Source organism: Mesorhizobium sp. LNHC252B00, from assembly GCF_000502955.1.
In the GTDB taxonomy this organism is placed as follows: domain Bacteria; phylum Pseudomonadota; class Alphaproteobacteria; order Rhizobiales; family Rhizobiaceae; genus Mesorhizobium.
The window spans coordinates 1-19,280 of sequence record NZ_AYWO01000049.1; the positions used below are offsets into that span (position 1 = coordinate 1).

Genomic DNA, 19,280 nt, shown 5'->3' on the forward strand with positions numbered 1-19,280 from the left:
CCGGCCACCGCGCCGGCGGAAACCGCGCTGCCGGTCGGCCAGAAGGCGATCTTCTACGAGGAGCGCACCAGCACCGCCCAGGGCTCGGCGGAGCCGGGCAACATCGTCTGGTCGCTGGTACAGGAATCGCCCGGTGGCGACCTGCCGCCAGAGCCGGCGATCCGCGCCGAGGCGACCATTCCCGGCAAGGACATCCAGTTGCGCATGACGATCCGCCGCAACACCGACCAGACACTGCCGGCCAGCCATATCATCGAGATGATCTTCCTGACGCCGGACGGCTTTGAAGGCGGAGGCGTCGACAACATTCTGCGCGTCGCCATGAAGGGTTCGGAACAGGATGCCGGCAGTCCGCTGATCGGCATTCCGGCCAAGATCGCCGACGGCTTCTTCCTCGTCGCGCTGAACGACACAAAGGCCGACGAAGACGCCAACATGACCTTGCTGCGTGGCCAGGACTGGATCGACGTGCCGATCGTCTACAAGACCGGCCGGCGGGCATTGCTGACCATGGAAAAAGGCATTCCCGGCGAGAAGGTGTTCGACGAGGCGATCAAGGCCTGGCAGGCGAAGACGGCGGGCTGAGAAGGGCGCCGGCTGTGGTGCGCTCAGAAGCCTTGGAACAGCATGTCGAGTGCGGCGACGATGTCGTCGTGGTGCTTCATAAGGTTCAGTCGACTTTCGCCTAATTCACTGGCAGGAACGGTGGCAATCAGATGTGTTGCCATAACCAGCTTTCGACCGTTGATCTCAAAGATCGGATGAAGCTTTCGCATCGGCGGTGGAACAGTCGCGATCGGCAGAAGCGGGACGACCGCCCGCGTTTTGAAGTAGTCGAGGAGCTCGGACTGAACGTCGAGCAAATAGCGGCCCTCGATTTGATCGCCGAAGACATCATAGCGGGGCATCAGAATTGCCGGTACTCTTCCAGCGGAATGCCCTGTTTTTCGACATAGTCATTCCACGCGTCCATGGTGGCGCGGTTCTCAAGTTTCCATAGGCGCGCTTTTTCGGCCGCCACCGCTTCCGCGATGCCAGCCTCTGCAGCGCGAGAGACATTCACGTCAAGGCCCTTGGCTTCCCGCATGAGATTCGAATCGATCGATAGATTTGCTGGCTGACGGGTCGCATTCACGGCAATCTTACGCATAGTAGCCTCCGCAACATGCGCATAATATATGCGCATTTTCGCGTCGCTGCAATAATCAGAAGGTGCTGATGCGGTGAGACTACCCTTCCATCTCTTCGCGCAGCATCTCCAGTTCCAGCCATTCCTCCTCCAGTGCTGCCAGCGTCGCGCGCTCCTTGTCGAGGGCGGCGATGGTTTTCTGGAACGAGGCTGGATCACGCTCGTAATAGGCCGGATCGGCGATGTTGTTCTCGAGCCTAGAGATCGACGCCATCACAGCTTCGATTTTCTTGGGCAGCGATTCCAGCGCGAATTTCTGCTTGAACGACAGTTTCTTCGCCGGCCCCTTTGGCGTTGTGGACTCGCTCTTGCCTGGTGCGGGCGCTTCACCGTTTTCGGCCTTCGCCCGTGCCTTGCGGTCGTCCAGCCTGGTGCCGCCGCGCTGCGCCAGCATGTCGGAATAACCGCCGGCATATTCGATCCAGCGGCCGTCGCCATCCGGCGCGATCAGGCTGGTCACGGTGCGGTCGAGGAAATCACGGTCGTGGCTGACCAGGATGACCGTTCCGGCAAACCCGGCGACCAGTTCCTGCAGAAGCTCCAGCGTCTCCATGTCGAGATCGTTGGTCGGCTCATCGAGAACCAGAAGGTTTGCCGGCCGGGCCAGCACGCGGGCCAGCAAGAGCCGCGCTCGCTCGCCGCCGGACAGTTCTCGCACCGGCGTGCGCGCCTGCTCCGGCTTGAACAGGAAATCCTTCATGTACGAGACGACATGGCGCTGCTCGCCATTGATGACGAGGTTTTCGCCGCGTCCGTCGGTGAGATACTGCGCCAAGGTCTCCTGCGGGTCGACCGCCTCGCGCTTCTGGTCGAGCGTGGCGATTTCCAGATTGGTGCCGAGCCGCACCGAACCGGCATCGGGCTTCATCTCGCCGGTCAGCATCTTCAGCAGCGTCGTCTTGCCGGCACCGTTCGGCCCGACCAGGCCGACCCGATCGCCGCGCTGGATGCGAGTCGAAAACCCCTTGACCACGGTGAGATCGCCAAAGCTCTTCTCGATATTCTTGGCCTCGATCACCAGCTTGCCGGATTCTGCGGCATCGCTGGCCACCATGGTGGCCGATCCTTCGGCGCCGCGATGCCCGCGAAAACGTTGGCGCATGGTCTGCAATTCGCCCAACCGGCGCATGTTGCGCTTGCGCCGCGCCGTCACGCCGTAGCGCAGCCAGTGCTCCTCACGCACGATCTGGCGGCCAAGCTTGTGCTGCTCGCGCTCTTCTTCCTCCAGCACCAGGTCGCGCCATTCCTCGAAATGGCCAAAGCCCTTGTCCAACCTGCGGGTCTGGCCGCGATCGAGCCAGACCGTGACGCGCGATACACGCTCGAGAAAGCGGCGGTCGTGCGAGATGACGATCAGTGCCGACGAGGTGCGGACAAGCTCCTCCTCCAGCCATTCGATCACGGATAGATCGAGATGGTTGGTCGGCTCATCGAGCAGCAGGATGTCGGGTTCGGGCGCCATGACGCGGGCAAGGGCGGCGCGCCTCGCCTCGCCGCCGGATAGGTCGTTGGGCCGCTCCTCGCCAGACAAGCCGAGATGCTCCATCAGATAGCTGGCGCGGTACGGGTCGTCGGCGGGGCCAAGTCCGGCCTCGACATACGCCCGAACACTGGCAAAACCCTCCATGTCGGGCATCTGCGGCAAATAGCGTATGGTCGCCGAAGGCTGGCGGAACACCTCGCCGTCCTGCGGCTCGATCAGGCCGGCGGCTATCTTCAGCAGCGTCGACTTGCCCGACCCGTTGCGGCCGACCAGCGCGATCTTGTCGCCTGCCGACGCCGTCAAGGCGGCACCATCGAGCAGCGGCGCGCCGCCGAAGGTCAGTTTTATACCGTCGAGATTGAGAAGGGGCGGGGCCATATCAGCTTTCAGGCAAGGGATAGGGATGGGCGAGCAGTATCGCGCGGCCGTGGCCCAGCGCGATTTCGAGGCGGCCCCTGACCTCATTGGAAATGGTCAGCGACGAGCCAAACGCCACCCCGACGTGGTTCAGCGGCCATTTGGCGCCGGTGACGGTCAGGCCGGCGAGTTGGGAAAAGCCGAGCACCGAAAACAACGTGCCGTCGGCATAGTCGAAGCCAGCCTTGCCGTGGAGCAGGGGGACGCCCTCCTGGGCGCCGCTGGTCAAAAGCACATCCGTCCTGGCCTCGGCCAGCCGCAGGGCCAGCGCCAGATGCAGGAAGGCGTGGTCGGCGCGCTTGCCGCCGAAGGCGCCGGCGAGCACCAGGCTGGTCGCACCGAGCTCCAGTGCGGCGGCGATGGCCAGTTCGCCATCGGTCTTGTCCTTTTCGGCCGGGAAAGTCCGGCGGGGGACAGTCGCGAGATCGTCCGGCAGATTGGCCGGCACGGAATCGAAATCCCCCACCCATAGTTCCGGGACAAGGCTGAGCAGCCGCGCATGGCCGATGCCGGCGTCGGCGGCAATCACGCGGGAGCCTTCGACCTGGCGGTCGAGCCGTGGCGTGCGGATGAGATCGCCGCCAAGCAGGATGGTGAATGTGCTCATATCGTGTGGCCCTTACCAGCCTGGCACCGGAAACGGAAGGCGGCAAACTCCCACTTGCGTGGAGGATCGGCCCGGCCTATGTGTCGAAACGCTCTAACGGGGTGCCGGACGCGATCTTCGCGGACTGGCTGAGAGGCAGTCTCGCCAACCCGCTGAACCTGATCCGGTTTGTACCGGCGGAGGGATTAGACGTTTCGGACAGTCCGACGCCTCAATTCCTTTCAATTCGAACGAAGGAGGCGCCGATGCGCACGCTCTTATACGCTCTTGTCTCAGCCATGACCTTGGTCTTGTCCGGACCGGCCTTGGCCAAGGACAAACTCACCGTCTACACCTATGAAAGCTTCACCGCCGACTGGGGTCCGGGTCCCGTGGTGAAGAAGGAATTCGAGGCCGAATGCGGTTGCGATGTCGAGTTCGTCTCGGTCGCCGACGGCGTCGCGCTGCTCAACCGCGTCAGGCTGGAAGGCGCATCGACCAAGGCTGATATCGTGCTCGGCCTCGACACCAATCTGACCGCCGACGCCAAGGCCACCGGCCTGTTCGCACCGCATGGCGCGGTGGCGGACGTCTCTGTGCCAGGCGGCTGGAGCGACGACACTTTTGTCCCCTTCGATTACGGCTATTTCGCTGTCGTCTACGACACCGAGAAGCTGAAGAGCCCGCCGAAAAGCCTGAAGGAACTGGTCGACGGCAGCGCCGACGACAAGATCGTCATCCAGGATCCGCGCACCTCGACACCGGGCCTTGGCCTGCTGTTGTGGGTCAAGTCTGTCTATGGCGACAAGGCGCCGGAGGCCTGGGCCAAGCTCAAGGCGAAGGTGCTGACGGTGACGCCGGGCTGGAGCGAGGCCTACGGCCTGTTTACCAAGGGCGAAGCGCCGATGGTGCTGTCCTACACGACCTCGCCGGCCTACCACATGGTCGCCGAAAAGACAGAGCGCTACCAGGCTGCCTCTTTCGAGGAGGGCGAATATCTGCAGATCGAGGTCGCGGGCATCACCACGACAGGGGCCAAGAACCCGCTGGCGGCAAAGTTCATGGCCTTCATGACAGGGCCGAAATTCCAGGATGCCATCCCAGAAACCAACTGGATGTTCCCGGCCGGGAAGACCGGCAAGCCGCTCAACCCGGCCTTCGACAAACTGGTCAAGCCGACCAAGACATTGTTGTTCAGCCCCGAGCAGGTCGCCGCCAACCGCAAGGCCTGGGTGGATGAGTGGCTGACGGCGATGAGCAAGTAGGGCTCAGCCACATCGGATGTTTGCGCCAAGCCACCCCCCTCTGGCCTACCGGCCATCTCCCCCTCAAGGGGGGAGATCAGCTGCTTTGCTGGCGGCTCGCCCCCGGCAACGTCGGAGGTTGGCGAAGGCATGGGTAACGGCTAATCTCCCCCCTAGAGGGGGAGATGTCCGGCAGGACAGAGGGGGGCGCCGTAGAGCGCAAGGCTCCAAGCACTGCGGAGGCAAACATGCCTGACCGGTCNGGGGGAGATGTCCGGCAGGACAGAGGGGGGCGCGACGGAGCGCAATCCTCGCTAAGAACCTCAAGTCAGGTGGCCCAGCGTGCAACGCGCGCCTGACCCCCGCATCACCACCGGCATCCTGGCGCTCGCCGCCATCGCGCTGCTCATCGGCGGCGCATTTGCCGGCCTGCTTTTCGAAGGCGGCCACGACATCTCGGGTGCCTGGGCAGCCTTCGATTCCTATCTCCTGCGCGTCGTGCGCTTCACGCTCTGGCAAGCGGCACTGTCGACGCTGCTCTCCGTCGTGCCTGCGCTGTTCGTCGCGCGCGCCATGTCGCGGCACCCACGCTTCTTCGGCCGCGCCTTCATCCTGCAACTGTTCGCCGTACCGTTAGCGCTGCCGGCCATCGTCGCGGCACTCGGCGTGCTGGCGCTTTATGGCCGCGCCGGCTATTTCGCAGGCTTGCTCACGGTGATCGGCGGTGGAAGCTGGCCGGGCATCTACGGCCTGTCGGGCATTCTCGTCGCCCATGTCTTCTTCAACCTGCCGCTGGCGACAAGGCTGTTCCTCGAGGCGCTGCAGACCATACCAGCCGACCAATGGCGGCTGGCGAGCCAGCTCGGCATGACGTCTCGCCCGGCGTTCAGGCTGATCGAATGGCCAACTCTGCGTGCCGCATTGCCAGGTGTCGCCGGACTTATCTTCATGCTCTGCATCACATCCTTCACGATCGTGCTGACGCTCGGCGGCGGGCCGGCCGCGACGACGTTGGAGGTCGGCATCTACCAGGCGCTGCGCTTCGATTTCGATCCAGCGCGGGCGGTGACGCTGACGCTGCTGCAGATCGTCCTGACCTTTATCGTGGTGCTGGCCCTGACCCGGCTTGGCGCCAATGTGGTCGGCGACACCAACCTGCCGGTTGCCCAACGCCGCTATCTCTCCGTCAACAAGAGCGAGAGCTGGCTGAACGCCATGCTCATCGTCTTGGCGCTGCTGTTCGTCGTCGGGCCGATGGCGGCGACGGTGACGGCGGGTTTGAGTGCCGACCTCGGCCGGCTTGCCGGTGAGGCCACTGTCCGACAGGCTATTCTGACCAGTGCGGTGCTGGCCTTGCTGTCTGCACTGCTCTCGGTGATGCTGTCGCTGGCGCTGACCATGGCGCGGAGGGCACTGGCGTTGAACCGCCGGGCTGGCCCCCGGACAACGCTTGAGCATGTCACGGATACAGGCGCCGGCTTTGTCCTGGTCGTGCCGCCGATCGTCATCGGCGCCGGCTGGTTCTTGTTGCTGCGCCATTTCGGCGATGTCTTCGCCATCGCCCCGGTCATGGTCGTCGCCGTCAACGCGGTGATGGCGATGCCGTTCGCCCTGCGCGCCGTCCGTCCCGCCTACGATGCGGCAAGCGAGCGTCACGAACGGCTCTGCGCACAGCTCGGCATTACGGGCTGGAACCGGTTGGTTCTGGTCGACTGGCCGTCCCTGCGGCGGCCGCTCGCCACCGCCTTCGCTTTCGCCATGGCCCTTTCGCTCGGCGACCTCGGCGTCATTGCCTTGTTCGGCAGTGATTCCGTGCAGACATTGCCCTACCTTCTCCTGGCGCGCATGGGCAGCTACCGCACCGCGGATGCCGCCGGCCTGGCACTGCTGCTGGGCCTCGTCTGCCTCGCGCTGATCGTGGCGGCGCACTGGCTGGGAAGGGAGAGGGTCCGGGATGGTTGATGGAAAGGCCAGCCGGCTTGAAAAAGGCGCGCCGGTGCGGCTGGACAGGGTGTCGTTCAGCTATGGCGAGATGCCGCTCGTCTTCGACGTCGAGTTCGCCACGTCGAAGATCACCGCCATCATGGGGCCGAGCGGGTCGGGCAAGTCGACCCTGCTCAATCTGGTCGCCGGCTTCGAGATGCCACAGTCGGGCCGCGTGCTGATCGGCGGCGCCGACGTTAGCGCCGACCCGGCCTCGGCGCGGCCGGTATCGATGGTGTTCCAGGAGAACAATCTCTTCGCCCATCTTTCCGTCGAGCAGAATGTCGGGCTCGGCCGCTCGCCAGCCTTGCGGCTGACCGAGGCGGACCGCGCCGCGATCGCCGAGGCACTTATACGTACCGGTCTCGGGGGCAAGGAAAAACGCCTGCCACGCGAACTTTCGGGTGGGGAACGCCAGCGCGTCGCATTGGCCCGCGTTCTGGTGCGCGACCGGCCGGTGCTGCTGCTCGATGAACCCTTCGCGTCGCTCGGGCCCGCTTTGCGCGACGATATGCTGGATATGGTCGCCGCCGTTCATGCCGAGCGTGGCATGACGGTGCTGTTTGTCACCCACCAGCCTGAAGACGCTCGCCGTATCGGCGAGCACATGGTGTTTCTCGACAATGGGATGGTCGCGGCAATCGGCAAGGCAGATGATTTCTTCACTGGGGCTGGTCCCGAAGTGTTCCGGCGCTATATCGGCGAGAGTGGCGGTTTATCACGAGATATTGCCCGGAAGCGGACATAATTTACGGTCAAACCGGCTCCAGGCGATGTGGCGCTTGCTTGCCATGACTGGAGGAGTGTGGCTAGGTCCGACCTGCTGGTCCGGCACAGGACGTGATTTGCCTGCAGCATCCGCCGCCCGCCCGAGGGACGTGCAACGGATGCTGCAGCAGTTTAAGATAGCGCATGACGTGTTCCGAAGATCGCCCCCGGTTTTCGTGGTTATGCGCCGGGACCCGAAAGGAAACCGTTCTGGCGATCGGCGTTGATAGACTACGAATGAATCCGCTGGCGCGTTTTCTTGCGCTGGCCGGTTTTGCCGTGGCGCTGGCGAGCTGCCAGATGTTCATGCCGCCGGAAGTACAGGAGTCCGGCTTCCAGCCTTCCGACAAGCCGATCACGGTCGACAACGTTGGCGCCAACAACAAGCTCGCCGAACTGGCCAAAGCGCAGCACCCGCGCATCCTGGCGACTTATGGCGGCGAATATTCCGACCCCAAGCTCGAGCGCATGGTCGCCAAGGTGGTCGGCAATCTGACGGTGGTGTCTGCCAACCCGACGCAGACCTATCGCATCACCATCCTGAATTCGCCCAACGTCAACGCCTTCGCGCTGCCCGGCGGCTATCTCTACATCACCCGGGGCCTGCTGGCGCTGGCCAATGATTCGGCTGAGCTTGCCGCTGTCATCGCCCATGAAATGGGCCACGTCACCGCCAATCACGGCCTGCAGCGCCAGCAGCTGGAGGCCGAGGAGGGCCTGGCGACGAAAGTGGTTTCCGATGTGCTGGGCGACAGCCCGACCGCCAAGGCGGCGCTGATCCGCGGCAAGCTGAGGCTGGCGCAATTCTCCCGCAACCAAGAGCTGGAAGCCGACGCCATCGGCATCAAATCGATCGGCGAAGCCGGCTACGATCCTTTCGCCGCCGGCCGCTTCCTGCAGTCGATGTCGGCCTATACGGACTTTCGTTCGATCAGCGGCGCCACCGATGCCAGCCTCGACTTCCTGGCCACGCACCCCAACACGCCGCAGCGCATCGATCTGGCGCAGCGCCATGCCCGCCAGTTCGGCGCGCCGGGCGTCGGCTCGCGCGACCGCGATTCCTTCCTCGCCGGCATAGACGGCCTGCTTTATGGCGACACGCCTGAAGAAGGCTATGTGCGCGGCGAAACCTTCCTGCATCCGGGCCTCGGCGTGTCCTTCTCGGTGCCGCAGGGTTTCATCATCGACAATTCGGCGGCCGCGGTGACGGCAACCGGTCCCGGCGATATGGCGATCCGCTTCGACGGCGTCTCGATCGACAAGAACCGCGCGCTGACCGACTATATCCGCAGCGGCTGGGTGGCCGGCCTCGACGACAGCAGCGTCAAGCAGGAGACGATCAACGGCAACGAGGCGGCGACGGCGCATGCCGGCGCCGAAGGATGGCAGTTCGACATTGCCGTGATCCGTGCCGGCGGTCAGGTCTACCGGCTGTTGACTGCGGCACCTTCGGCCAGCACCTCGCTGGATGCGGTCGCGCGTTCGGTCAGCGGATCTTTCCGTATCCTGAGTGCTGCCGAAAAGGCCGCGTTGAAGCCACTGCATATCCGCGTCGTCACCGTCCAGCCAGGGCAGACGATGGGTTCGCTTTCGGCTCAGATGGTTGGCGTCGATCGCAAGCTCGACCTGTTCCGCGTGCTCAATGCGCTGTCGCCGGGCGCCGCGGTTTCTGCCGGCGACAAGGTCAAGATCGTCACCGACAAATAAGAGCTCGCTGCGAATTCATTTGCTGAACGTCTGTTACAGATCAGGCGGCAGTCGCCATGAACTCCGGGTTCTGCTTCACCAACGCCACCTTGAGCTTTTCCATGGCGCGGGCCTCGATCTGGCGGACACGTTCCTTGGAAATGCCGAGCGTCTCGCCGAGCGCTTCGAGTGTCGCGCCCTCGTCATTCAGCCGGCGCTCCTCGATGATCCTCAGCTCCCGTGCGTTGAGCGCGCGCAGCGCCTCCCTCAGCCATAGCGAGCGGCGCGCGACATCGATCTTGTCTCCGACGATCTCGTCGGGCAGCGGATCGTCGGAGACCAGGAAATCCATGCGCTCGGTCGAACCCGCATCATCGGCAACCGGCATGTTGAGCGAGGAATCGGGTGCCGACAGGCGCGAATCCATCATCGCCACATCGGCTTCGGAGACGCCGAGTGTCTCCGACACTTCGCGGTATAGGGTCGCGTTCGACAGCGGCTCGGCGCCATTCGCCAGCCGGGCGCGCAGGCGCCGCAAGTTGAAGAACAGCGCTTTTTGCGCCGAACTGGTGCCGCCGCGCACAATCGACCAGTTGCGCAGGATGTAGTCCTGCATCGAGGCGCGGATCCACCACGTCGCGTAGGTCGAAAACCGCACCTCGCGCTCCGGCTCGAAGCGGGCTGCGGCTTCAAGCAGGCCGACGTGGCCCTCCTGGATCAGATCGCCGAGCGGCAGGCCGTAGTGGCGGAATTTCGAGGCCATGGAAATGACCAGCCGCATATGGGCGACGGTGATGCTGTGCAATGCGTTCTGGTCGTTGTCCTCTTTCCAGAGCAATGCCAGCCGATGCTCTTCATCACGTTCGAGGTAGGGAGCCTTCATTGCCGCGCGGACCATGATCCGTCCTGCCGTGTCTTCCATCATGAGGCGCTCCCTGGCTCAGGCGATGCGGATGACTTTGCAAACTTGGCTGGCGCCCGGTTGAAATAGCGGCGTCGTGCCCTAGAACTGCCAGAACGTGCGGTACGCCGGAAAGGTTCCCTGGTTGTTGCCGGGCGGATCAGGTTGCTTGAACGATGTCTGCAGGACCGGTGACGGCCTCGATTGCCGCCAAGAAACGCCATTTGGAGAATCCAATTTCAAAAACGTGTGATTTACGAAATCCGGTTCCTTATTTTCTCACCTCGCATCTGGCAGTTTCCAGCGCTCACACAATGCCGGATATCCGGCCAAGGACGGGATCACAGAAAAATGAAATGGCTGAAGTCGCTCATTATCGCCGGAACGCTGCAGGCTCTGGCTGTCACCGCAGGCAATGCCGGCGCCAATCTCGACCAGATCAAGCAGGCCGGGGTCATCAAGGTCGGCACGGAAGGCACCTATGCGCCATTCACCTATCATGACACTTCCGGCGCCCTGGTCGGCTTCGATGTCGAAATCGCCAAGGCGATCGCCGACAAGCTCGGCGTCAAGGCCGAGTTCCTCGAAGGCAAGTGGGACGGGCTGATCGCCGGCCTCGACGCCAATCGCTATGACGCCGTCATCAATGAAGTCGGCATCACCGATGCCCGCAAGGCCAAGTACGCCTTCTCCGATCCCTACATCGCCTCCAAAGCAGTGCTGATCGTGCGCGGCGACAACACCGACATCAAGACGTTCGCCGATCTCAAGGGCAAGAAGTCGGCGCAGTCGCTGACCTCGAATTTCGGCAAGCTGGCCGAGGCGAACGGCGCCGAATTGGTCGGCACCGATGGCTTCGACCAGTCGATCCAGCTGCTTTTAACCGGCCGTGCCGACGCCACCATCAATGACAGCCTGTCGTTCCTCGACTTCAAGAAGCACAAGCCCGACGCCAATGTGAAGATTGCCGCGCAAGAAGAAAACGCTGACTATTCCGGCGTCATCGTGCGCAAGGGCGATCCGGAACTTGTTGCGGCGATCAACAAGGCGCTGGCCGACATCAAGGCCGATGGCACCTACCAGAAGATCGCCGACACCTATTTCGGCCAGGACGTTTCGAAGTAAGCTGATGAGGTGGGCCCGGTCTCCGGCCCACGAGACATATGAAGCGGCGAGCCGTCTTTGACCGGCCGCCGCTTTTGTCGTGATATGTCTGACGCATTCACGCCTTGATGAGCCGCCTCGACCATTGGAGAATCTTACGTGCCGCACTGGCTGCAACTGATGCTGGAGTCACTGCCTTCGCTGTTGTGGGCGGCGCTGATCTTCACCGTGCCGCTGACGCTGTTGTCCTTCGCTCTCGGCTTGACGGTCGGCCTGGGTGCTGCGCTCGCCCGGCTGTTCGGACCGAAGCCCCTGGTCGCGCTGGTGCGCTTCTACGTCTGGATTTTTCGCGGCACGCCGCTCCTGGTTCAGCTGTTCCTGATCTTCTACGGCCTGCCGTCGGTCGGCATTCTGCTCGATGCCTTCACCGCGGCGTTGATCGGCTTCACGCTCAACATAGGCGCCTACACGTCGGAGATCATCCGCGCTGCGATAGGCTCGGTGCCGAAGGGCCAGTGGGAGGCCGGCTATTCGATCGGCATGACCTGGAGCCAGGCGATGCGGCGCACCATCCTGCCGCAGGCCGGCCGGGTCGCGGTGCCGCCGCTCTCCAACACTTTCATCTCGCTGGTCAAGGACACGTCGCTGGCGGCCGCGATCACCGTGCCGGAAATGTTCCAGGCGGCGCAGCGCATCGTCGCCACCACCTATGAGCCGCTTATCCTCTATGTCGAGGCGGCGATGCTCTATCTGGCGATGAGTTCGGTGCTGTCGGCCTTGCAGACGCGACTGGAAACCCGGCTCAACCGCTATGGCGGCTTCCTGGAGGCGCGCTCATGATCGGCCTCACCAACATCGAGAAACGCTTCGGCGACAACCTTGTGCTGAAGGGCGTGACGGTCACCATTGCCGAAGGCAGCGTTACAGCGCTGGTCGGGCCTTCAGGCGGCGGCAAAAGCACCTTGCTGCGCTGCGTCAACCTTCTGGAGATCCCGACTTCGGGCACGGTGCGCATCGGTGACGAGGCGCTGGAATTCCAACCCGGCGTCAGGGTTCCGGCCAGGGATATCCAGCGCCTGCGGCTGCAGACCGGCATGGTGTTCCAGAACTTCCAGCTGTTTCCGCATCGCACCGCGATCGAAAACGTCATGGAAGGGCTGGTGACGGTGCTGAAATGGCCGCCGGAGAGGGCACGCGAGCGGGCGCTCGCCCTGCTGGAAAAAGTTGGGATGGTGCACAAGGCGGACGCTTGGCCGGCGACGCTGTCGGGCGGCCAACAGCAGCGTGTGGCGATCGCGCGTGCCTTGGCGCCGTCGCCGAAAGTTCTGCTCTGCGACGAGCCGACCTCGGCGCTTGACCCGGAACTGGCGCAAGAGGTGGTAGACGTGCTCGGCAAGCTCGCCAGCGAAGGCACGACCATGGTGATGGCGACGCATGATCTGCGCCTCGCCTCCAAGATCGCCCAGGAAGTGGTGTTTCTCGATGCCGGCGTCATCGTCGAGAAAGGGCCGGCCGCGCTGCTGTTCGGCAATCCCGAGAAGCAACGGACGAAGCGGTTTATTGCGACGCTGAAGCAGGAGGCGGAGAGGGAAAGTGGCGGCGACGGATCGCTGTAGCTTCATCGTCAAAAAGCAAAAAACCCGGCGCAAGGCCGGGTTTTTCATGAACTCAAAGGCAAAAGCTCAGGCAGCTTCTTCCTGCTCGGCTTCCTCATTATCAGCCTTGGCACCCCGCTTAGGCCCCTTGTTGAGGTTGACCTCGATCAGGCGCACGGCTTCGGTTTCCGACATGCGATTGACGGCCGCGATCTCGCGGGCCATGCGGTCGAGCGCTGCCTCATAGAGTTGGCGTTCGGAATAGGACTGCTCTGGCTGGTTGTCGGCGCGGTAGAGGTCGCGCACAACTTCCGAGATCGAGATCAGGTCGCCGGAATTGATCTTCGCATCATATTCCTGGGCGCGGCGCGACCACATGGTGCGCTTGACCCGGGCGCGACCCTGCACGACCTTCAGCGCGCGCTCGACATAGTCCTCTTCCGACAGCTTGCGCATGCCGATGGAGGTCGCCTTGGCGACCGGCACCTTCAGGCGCATCTTGTCCTTCGAGAAGTCGATGACGAATAGTTCCAGCTTATGTCCAGCAACTTCCTGCTCGTCGATCGACACGATCTGGCCGACGCCGTGCGCCGGGTAGACGATGTACTCGCCGGTCTTAAAACCGTGACGCGCAGCGGTGGACTTTTTCTGCGGGGTGATCGTAGCCATTACGCCCTGAACTCCTTGTTGTGGTACCGGCGTCCTGCCGGCCCGAACTCGCGCGATCGGGGGAGCCGATCGTTTGCCGCACAACAGATGACCCACCGGAAAAGCCGGACCGGCAAACGCAATATTGCGACCGCCTGGCCCAGATCGCTCTGGTCCGGAATGGGATTTTCACCTTTCAGTGATTTGGGGCGTCTGCGCCATAAATCGACGTGTGTCACCGGCATATTTGGCTCATGTAACACAAAAAGTCGGAAGAATCAAGGTTTTGCTGCGTAAGCGAACGCCACAGGTCAACGCCGCCTGTCAAGGCGGTTAATGTGACGTGCCCCTTACCCCGCGTAATTCAGGCCTTTGCGGCCGTGTTGTCAATCGCCTTCGCCGGGCTCGGGCGAGAAGTATTTCTCGAACTTGCCGGCCTCGCCGTCGAAGGATTTGGCGTCGGCCGGTGGCTCCTTCTTGGCGGTGATGTTGGGCCATTTATCGGCGTATTCGGTGTTGATCTGCAGCCATTTGTCGAGCCCCGGCTCGGTGTCGGGCTTGATCGCGTCGGCCGGGCATTCCGGCTCGCAAACGCCGCAGTCGATGCACTCGTCGGGATGGATGACGAGCATGTTCTCGCCTTCGTAGAAACAGTCGACCGGACAGACCTCGATGCAGTCCATATATTTGCATTTGATGCAATTGTCGGTCACGACATAGGTCATCGGTCGGCTCCGGTACGTCCCATTTTTGTTGGGCTTTTTCCGTCAGGTAACGCCTTTATCGGCCGCTTGCAAGGGTAGCGATTGCGGGTGGTGCCGGTGTTTCGGGAATGTATATCAGACGACAGGCCCGGCGGCAGTCAGCCATGTCCCGCGAAACGTCTTGATTGCCGGGTTCAGTTTTGCCTCAGGCGTGTCGTTGTCCCATTCCCGCTGCGTGTTCCTGGATGTCAGGCATCAGTCTTCGCCGAGCAAGCGGTCGGTCTGGCGGCGTTCCTTCTTGGTCGGGCGGCCGCTACCGGCCTCGCGCAGCCCCGGAATTGCATCAGGAGGGGCTTCGCCCTTCGGCGCGGGCGGTGGCGAGATATCTTCGTACAGCGTGCGGGCCTCCTCGGCCGGGCCACGTCGAACACCGGCGCCAAGCACCTTCCAGACGAAGATGCGCCGCTCGAGCGTGATGGTCAGCACGTCGCCAGGCTTGACCAGATCGGAGGCCTGCGCTGCTTTGTCGCGATTGATGCGCACGCGGCCGGCGACCACCAGTTTCGCTGCCAGCGAGCGTGATTTCACGGCGCGCGAGAAGAATAGCCATTTGTCGATGCGCTGGCGGCCTTCGACGACCATCGAGGCGAGCCAGGTCTACTTCTTCAGCTGGTCGCGCAGAGCGGCGAGCTTGGCAAACGGCGAGTCAGGATCGAAGCGCACCGGGCGTTCCTCGCGCGGCTTCGGCTGGAAAGCCGGCTTGCTGCCTTGCGCACCCTTGCCGTCCGGCCTGCCGCCCTTCCAGTCGGGCCGGCCATCGCGTCGGTCCGACCGCTCGCCTTGCGGGCGGCCATCACGCCGCTGTTCGCCTTGCGGGCGGCCGTCACGCCGCTGTTCGCCTTCGGCCTGAGGCTTGGGCTTGAACTTCGAACGGTCGAAGCGCGGCTTGCCGGCGCCTTCGCGCCGTCCTTCATGGGCCGGACGATCGCCAGGTGGAACTGCGGCTGGGGCGCCGGCAGCATCCACAGGCGCATCGCTTCGGCCGCGCCCTTGCCCGTTGCGCGGGCGATTGTTCCTGCGGCTGTCGTCGCGGTTGCGCGGGCGCTGTTCGAAGCGACCCTGGCGCCACAACAGTATGGGCTTTGGCGCTTCGGCTTCTGGGGCGGGTTCGCTGCTGGCGGCCGCTTCAGCCGCCGCTGCAGGTTCGTTTGGCGCGGCGTCCGTTGCGGGCGCGGCATCTGGCGTCAGCTCGGCCGGTGCGGTTTCAATCTCGGCAGCTTCAGCCGCTGCCTGTGGTTCAACCGGCGCAGGTTCGGCGGCCTCTGCAACAATCTCGGCTACCGGCGCTTCGTCCTGCACGGTTTCGACTGGAGTGTCCGCCTGTTCCGCCACATCGGGCACAGTAGGTTCTGCGGCGGTGTCTGCGATGATTTCGGCAGGACTTTCGGCCGGCGTTTCCGAAGCGGCCACTGCGTCCGATGCCGGCTCCGAACCTTCGATCGCTGCCTCCGCGGCCGCGTCGGTTGCCGCGGCTTCTGCCGCCTTGGCCTGTTCGGCACGTGCCGCCGCTTCCGCCGCCAGCTTGGCAGCGGCAGCTTCGCGCGCGGCATTGTCCTGTGCTTCGAGCAGTGCCTTGACCTCGACGGCCGGTTTAGGCTCGGCGCGGTAGCCCAGGCCTTTCAGGATTTCTTCCATGTCGTCGGCGGTGGCGCCGAGGATCGACATCATGGGCGGCGTCACCATGAAGGACTGGCCGTCATAGGCGCCGTCCGGGCGTTGCCCGAGACCCGGCTTCCAGTTGGTCGCCGGGCGGATCAGGTCGGCCAGCCGTTCCAGGATGTCGATGCGCACGGCGCGGCGGCCGAGATTGCGGTAGCCGGCCAACTTGTAGAAGGTCTTGTCGAAGGCAGGATCGATGACCACCGATGTGCGGCCGGAAGCGAGCGCGTGAACCACGTCGCCAAAGCCGGGCTTGTCCTTGCCGTCGTTCTTCAACGCCCAGAGAAGCGTCACCAGTCCGGCGGGCGCCGGCTTGATCAGCGCCGGCACGAAGACATGGTAGGCGCCGAAGCGCACGCCAAGCCGGCGAAGGGCGGCGCGACCTTCCTGGTCGAGCGACTTCATCTCCTCGGCGATGTCGCGGCGGTTGATGAGACCGAAATTCTCGACCAGCTGGAAGGCGATGCCACGGCCGATGCCGGAAATCTGGTCGGCATTCTTAAGGTCGACCAGCGGCTTCAGCAGCGATTCGATCTGGAAATTGACGAACCGCTCGGCACGCGCGACGACCTTGTCGCGTGCCGGGCCAGTCAGCTGTTCGTCGGCCAACAGCACCAGGCGCGGCTTCAGCGCGTCTTCGCCCGAAACCAGCGTGCCGATCGGCGCGCCGATCCAGCGCAGCGTGCCGTCCGAGCCAAGCGCGATGTCGCCATTGGCTGAAGCGCCGAAGCGCTCGGCGCGCGCCTCGAACTCGGCGGCCAGCGCCTTCTGGGCGGCGGTGCGCACGGCCTTGGCGTCTTCGCCGCCGACGGTCTGGTCGGCGGTGAAGCGGAACCCTTGCAACTCGCCGACATGGTGGCCTTCGACAAGGACGGTTCCGGTAGGACTAATTTCGGCTTCAGGCATGGTATTTTCTCTAAGGCGCCGCATGAGGACGGAAGTCCTGCGGTCTACGAAGCGTTTCGTCAACCGCTCATGCAGCGCATCCGACAATCTGTCTTCGATTTCGCGCGTCTTTTCCTGCCAGTGTGCCTGATCGGCCAGCCAACCGGGCCGGTTCGACACGAATGTCCAGGTGCGGATCTGGGCAATGCGATGCGACAACGTGTCGATGTCGCCCTCGGTGGTGTCGGCGCGGCGCACCTGCTCGGCCATGTAATTCTCGTCGACATGGCCATGCCGTGCAAGGTCCGTGTAGATCGAAGCAATGAGGTCTGCATGCTGGGCCGGCGCGATCCTGCGGTAATCGGGCAGCGCGCAGGCCTCCCACAGCAGCGCCACGCGTTTGGCATTGCTGGCAAGAGCGCGGATGTCTTCGTCGCGCGACAGATATTCAAGCGCCTGCGCGTCGACTGCAGGCAGCGCACGCGTCAGTCCTTCGACCGGGGCATTGGTTTCGATCGAGCGCTTCAGCGCATCGAGGCTGGCGAAGTCGAAACGCGCGGTTCGCCATTGCAGCACCTTCACCGGATCGAAATCATGGCCTTCGATCTTCTTGATCAGTTCCTCGTCCAGCGGGTCGACCTGGCCGGTGACGCCAAAGGTGCCGTCGCGCAGATGCCGACCGGCGCGGCCGGCGATCTGGCCAAGCTCGGCCGCCATCAGGTTGCGATACTGATAACCATCGAACTTCCGGTTCTGGGCGAAAGCGACGTGATCGAGATCGAGGTTGAGGCCCATGCCGATGGCGTCGGTGGCAATGAGATAGTCGACATCGCCCGACTGGAACAGCGCCACCTGGGCGTTGCGGGTGCGTGGGCTGAGCGCGCCGAGCACGACTGCGGCACCGCCTTGCTGCCGGCGGATCAGTTCGGCGATGGCGTAGACCTCGTCGGCGGAGAAGGCGACGATCGCCGTGCGCCGCGGCAGACGGGTCAGTTTCTTGGAGCCGGCATAGGCAAGATGCGACAGCCTCGGCCGCGTCACCACAGAGACGCCTCTCAGCAGGCGCTGCAAAATGCCGTGCATGGTGGCGGCACCGAGCAGCAACGTTTCCTGACGGCCGCGCAGATGCAGGATGCGGTCGGTGAAGATGTGGCCGCGCTCGAGGTCGCCGGCCAGTTGCACCTCGTCGATGGCAACAAAGGCGGCGTCGGTTTCACGCGGCATGGCTTCGACGGTGCAGACCGAATATTTGGCGCCCGGCGGCTGGATCTTCTCCTCGCCGGTGATCAGCGCCACTTTGTTGGCACCGACCTTTTCGCAGACGCGCGTGTAGACCTCGCGGGCCAGCAGCCTCAGCGGCAGGCCGNATCGGTCTCGCGCGGCATGGCCTCAACGGTGCAGACCGAATATTTCGCGCCCGCCGGCTGGATCTTTTCCTCGCCGGTGATCAGCGCGACCTTGTGGGCGCCAACCTTTTCGCAGACGCGGGCATAGACCTCGCGCGCCAGCAGCCTGAGCGGGAGGCCGATGATACCACTCTCGTGTGCCACCATGCGCTCGATGGCGAGATGGGTCTTGCCGGTGTTGGTGGGCCCAAGTACGGCAGTCACGTCGCGACCCGAAAGGATCAGTGGCTCAGTGTGTTTCGGCTGGATGTTCATTGATCCGGAAATAAGGCTTCTGGCCTCTGGTTGTCGGGAGCGTGCCTCAACTGGCGCGTATGACAGGGGACACATAGGGATTTCGGGCGAGAAGCGAAAGCGGAATGTTCCGCCGGCGGCTAGAAGGGGTCTTTGTCAAGCTCTCAATCGGCTGCGGATTAACGGATAGAACGAGTCTGGAACGAATCGGCGACGAATCAGTGACTCCTGCAGATTCAGCTTTTGTTCACGGCTATATGTGGGTTTTGCGACCACTGAACGCACCACATGCTGAATCCCGGAACTGGCCCGTTTCATGCTAGGAGGGCTATGACGTTAACCTTTGCCCATGAGCGATCATGAAGGCTTGGCGTTCCTCGCCCAACGGCATGAAATTATTGATCGTTCCTAATCAACGTTAAGGATTGGGCTGGCGATTCAGGTCGCCATCGTTAACTTTCCGGTCAAAGCCAGAACGAATCGGAGACGAATCGGCGATGGCATGATTTTCCTGGTTTGTTCACCCCAATACCTAGTGTTGTAGACAGGTTTTCCACCAATTATCCACAGGCTTGGGAACAGGTTTCGCACACGGCAGCGGCCGGCCGTTAACCTTTGCGTGCCGGATTGGGTCAGCGACCGACGAGGACATCTCGAAAAGATCAGGCTGGCAACGAAAAACGGGCCGGCGTACCGGCCCGTCGATCTATCGCCTACATCGCCGCGTC

At 63.4% G+C, this 19,280-nt stretch carries 16 protein-coding genes, 1 pseudogene and 1 riboswitch; of the genes and pseudogenes, 8 read left to right on the forward strand and 9 right to left on the reverse strand.

The features are described from left to right. Positions 1-585: pseudogene (locus tag X744_RS141190) on the forward strand (hypothetical protein); the annotation flags it as partial. A 23-nt stretch (positions 586-608) separates the two neighbouring features. Here the strand turns inward: X744_RS141190 and X744_RS141185 are convergent. The 4 genes from X744_RS141185 to X744_RS141170 all read right to left on the reverse strand — a co-directional run bounded on the left by X744_RS141185 (position 609) and on the right by X744_RS141170 (position 3,696). Next, positions 609-908 (reverse strand): CcdB family protein, encoded by a 300-nt coding sequence (locus tag X744_RS141185; protein ID WP_023762867.1) that lies wholly within the window; start codon positions 906-908, stop codon positions 609-611. Continuing rightward, a complete protein-coding gene (locus X744_RS141180) occupies positions 908-1,150 on the reverse strand; it encodes a type II toxin-antitoxin system CcdA family antitoxin (protein ID WP_031261359.1) in 243 nt (80 codons plus the stop codon). Before X744_RS141180 ends, X744_RS141185 begins: the two co-directional genes overlap by 1 nt. A 79-nt stretch (positions 1,151-1,229) precedes the next feature. Further along, positions 1,230-3,050: an ABC-F family ATP-binding cassette domain-containing protein gene (locus X744_RS141175; protein ID WP_023762869.1), complete on the reverse strand. Its 1,821-nt coding sequence runs from the start codon at positions 3,048-3,050 to the stop codon at positions 1,230-1,232. Between the two features lies 1 nt (position 3,051). Continuing rightward, positions 3,052-3,696 carry a thiamine diphosphokinase gene (locus X744_RS141170; protein ID WP_023762870.1) on the reverse strand — a complete coding sequence of 215 codons (645 nt, stop codon included), beginning with the start codon at positions 3,694-3,696 and terminating at the stop codon, positions 3,052-3,054. Between the two features lie 87 nt (positions 3,697-3,783). Further along, positions 3,784-3,898: riboswitch (TPP riboswitch) on the forward strand. A 43-nt stretch (positions 3,899-3,941) separates the two neighbouring features. Here X744_RS141170 and thiB point away from each other — a divergent pair. The 4 genes from thiB (at position 3,942) to X744_RS141150 (ending at position 9,377) form a co-directional block, all read left to right on the forward strand. Continuing rightward, the gene (thiB, locus tag X744_RS141165; RefSeq protein WP_031261361.1) at positions 3,942-4,940 is read left to right on the forward strand and encodes a thiamine ABC transporter substrate binding subunit; all 999 of its coding nucleotides are present in this window, start codon (positions 3,942-3,944) and stop codon (positions 4,938-4,940) included. Positions 4,941-5,261: 321 nt separating this feature from the next. Next, a complete protein-coding gene (gene thiP / locus X744_RS141160) occupies positions 5,262-6,881 on the forward strand; it encodes a thiamine/thiamine pyrophosphate ABC transporter permease (protein ID WP_023762872.1) in 1,620 nt (539 codons plus the stop codon). Further along, on the forward strand, positions 6,874-7,650 hold the full coding sequence (thiQ, locus tag X744_RS141155; RefSeq protein WP_023762873.1) for a thiamine ABC transporter ATP-binding protein: 777 nt from the start codon (positions 6,874-6,876) through the stop codon (positions 7,648-7,650). The genes thiP and thiQ overlap by 8 nt, the downstream gene beginning before the upstream one ends. Before the next feature lie 257 nt (positions 7,651-7,907). Further along, positions 7,908-9,377, forward strand: a complete 1,470-nt coding sequence (locus X744_RS141150; protein WP_023762874.1) for a M48 family metalloprotease — start codon at positions 7,908-7,910, stop codon at positions 9,375-9,377. A gap of 40 nt (positions 9,378-9,417) precedes the next feature. Here the strand turns inward: X744_RS141150 and X744_RS141145 are convergent, their stop codons facing one another. Beyond that, complete coding sequence (locus X744_RS141145) at positions 9,418-10,281, reverse strand: RNA polymerase factor sigma-32 (RefSeq protein ID WP_023762875.1); 864 nt, start codon at positions 10,279-10,281, stop codon at positions 9,418-9,420. A gap of 327 nt (positions 10,282-10,608) precedes the next feature. Between X744_RS141145 and X744_RS141140 the strand changes: the two genes are divergently transcribed. The 3 genes from X744_RS141140 to X744_RS141130 all read left to right on the forward strand — a co-directional run bounded on the left by X744_RS141140 (position 10,609) and on the right by X744_RS141130 (position 12,977). Continuing rightward, positions 10,609-11,382, forward strand: coding sequence for an amino acid ABC transporter substrate-binding protein (locus X744_RS141140; protein ID WP_023762876.1), 774 nt, complete (start codon positions 10,609-10,611; stop codon positions 11,380-11,382). A gap of 138 nt (positions 11,383-11,520) precedes the next feature. Next, positions 11,521-12,201, forward strand: a complete 681-nt coding sequence (locus X744_RS141135) for an amino acid ABC transporter permease (RefSeq protein ID WP_031261363.1) — start codon at positions 11,521-11,523, stop codon at positions 12,199-12,201. Then, entirely contained in the window at positions 12,198-12,977 is a 780-nt protein-coding gene (locus X744_RS141130) for an amino acid ABC transporter ATP-binding protein (protein WP_023762878.1), read from the forward strand. The genes X744_RS141135 and X744_RS141130 overlap by 4 nt, the downstream gene beginning before the upstream one ends. A 66-nt stretch (positions 12,978-13,043) precedes the next feature. On the opposite strand, the gene X744_RS141125 is transcribed toward X744_RS141130, so the two are convergent. The 4 genes from X744_RS141125 to X744_RS141110 form a co-directional block, all read right to left on the reverse strand. After that, positions 13,044-13,625 carry a CarD family transcriptional regulator gene (locus X744_RS141125; RefSeq protein ID WP_013529179.1) on the reverse strand — a complete coding sequence of 194 codons (582 nt, stop codon included), beginning with the start codon at positions 13,623-13,625 and terminating at the stop codon, positions 13,044-13,046. Positions 13,626-13,990: 365 nt separating this feature from the next. Further along, positions 13,991-14,329 (reverse strand): ferredoxin FdxA, encoded by a 339-nt coding sequence (gene fdxA / locus X744_RS141120; protein ID WP_023762879.1) that lies wholly within the window; start codon positions 14,327-14,329, stop codon positions 13,991-13,993. Positions 14,330-14,563: 234 nt separating this feature from the next. Continuing rightward, positions 14,564-14,950 carry an RNA-binding S4 domain-containing protein gene (locus X744_RS141115; protein ID WP_023762880.1) on the reverse strand — a complete coding sequence of 129 codons (387 nt, stop codon included), beginning with the start codon at positions 14,948-14,950 and terminating at the stop codon, positions 14,564-14,566. Between the two features lie 15 nt (positions 14,951-14,965). After that, positions 14,966-18,274: a helicase-related protein gene (locus X744_RS141110; RefSeq protein ID WP_032908134.1), complete on the reverse strand. Its 3,309-nt coding sequence runs from the start codon at positions 18,272-18,274 to the stop codon at positions 14,966-14,968. Positions 18,275-19,280: the final 1,006 nt, after the last annotated feature.